The organism is Nonomuraea lactucae (assembly GCF_003313395.1).
Lineage (GTDB): Bacteria > Actinomycetota > Actinomycetes > Streptosporangiales > Streptosporangiaceae > Nonomuraea > Nonomuraea lactucae.
On record NZ_QNFZ01000440.1, the window covers coordinates 1 to 1,120 of the forward strand.

Genomic DNA, 1,120 nt, shown 5'->3' on the forward strand with positions numbered 1-1,120 from the left:
GCCTGGCCGCGGAGACGGCGGCGCTGGCGCGCGGCGTCGCCGGGGCGGAGGTTCCGGTGGCGCCGGCCGGCGGCACCGAGGACGGAGGGCTCGGCACGAGCGTCGACCTGGTGGAGAAGGCGATCCACGCCGTCGAGCAGGGGGACGGCGTGCTGCTCATCGCCGACCTGGGCAGCTCGGTGCTGACGGCCCGCCTGCTGGAGGAGGCGGGCCGGGTGGTGCTGGCCGACGTGCCGTTCGTGGAGGGAGCGGTCGCGGCGGCGGTGACCGCGGGCGCGGGGGCCGCCCTGGAACAGGTGCTGGCCGCCGCCGACGAGGCCCGCCACTTCCGCAAGCTCACCGGCCCGTGACGGCCCACGGCGCCGTCCGTGGGGTTCAGTGGCCCTTGCCCGTGGGTTCAGTGGCCCTTGAACGCCTCCTCCAGCCACCACGACGGGCGCTCCCTGGTGACCTTGGCGTGCACGAGCAGCGGCCTGTCGCGAGGCCCCTTGAGCCATCCGGCCACCCCTGCGACCTCCGGCGGCTCCGTCACGGTCACCGCGTCGAAGCCGTGCCCCCGGGCGATCGCCGCGAGATCCGCGGGCGGGAACCTCACGAGGCCGAGCGGGTGCCCGTGCGGGCCGAAGTGGTGCACCTCCGCGCCGTACGCCTCGTCGTCGTAGACCACGACCACCATCGGCAGGCCCAGCCGTACGACGGTTTCGAGCTCGGCGGCGCTCATCAGCGCCCCGCCGTCGCCCAGCGCGGCGACCGGCAGCCGGTCGGGCCGGGCCACGGCGGCGCCGATCGCGGTGGCCAGCCCGAGCCCGATCGACTGGAAGGCCTGAGTGAGGCAGAAGCCCCGCTCGTCCGGCACGTCGAGGAACATCGCCGGGTAGCCCATGAAGTTGCCCGAGTCGACGGCGACGGTCCGCTCGGCGGGCAGCAGGTCGTCCAGGGCGATGGTGAGGGTCCTGGGGTCGATCCGGCCGCCGCCGCTCTCGTCGGTGTACGGCACGGCCCGCCAGCGGCCCTCGGCCTGGATGCGCCGGGCCAGTCCGGGGGAACGGTAGCGGCGCTCCCCGGGCGGGCCGGTGGCGGGCCCGCTCCTGGCCGCCGCCTCTGACGGGCCGGTGGAAGC

2 protein-coding genes are annotated in these 1,120 nt (G+C 76.2%); one reads left to right on the top strand and one right to left on the bottom strand.

What is annotated here, in order from left to right:
- The first annotated feature begins 2 nt into the window (after window positions 1-2).
- Window positions 3-350 carry a PTS-dependent dihydroxyacetone kinase phosphotransferase subunit DhaM gene (locus DQW85_RS22490; RefSeq protein ID WP_113702159.1) on the top strand — a complete coding sequence of 116 codons (348 nt, stop codon included), beginning with the start codon at window positions 3-5 and terminating at the stop codon, window positions 348-350.
- A 47-nt stretch (window positions 351-397) separates the two neighbouring features.
- On the opposite strand, the gene DQW85_RS22495 is transcribed toward DQW85_RS22490, so the two are convergent.
- The coding region (locus tag DQW85_RS22495) for a thiamine pyrophosphate-dependent enzyme (RefSeq protein WP_240197355.1) at window positions 398-1,120 on the bottom strand (723 nt) is incomplete at its 5' end.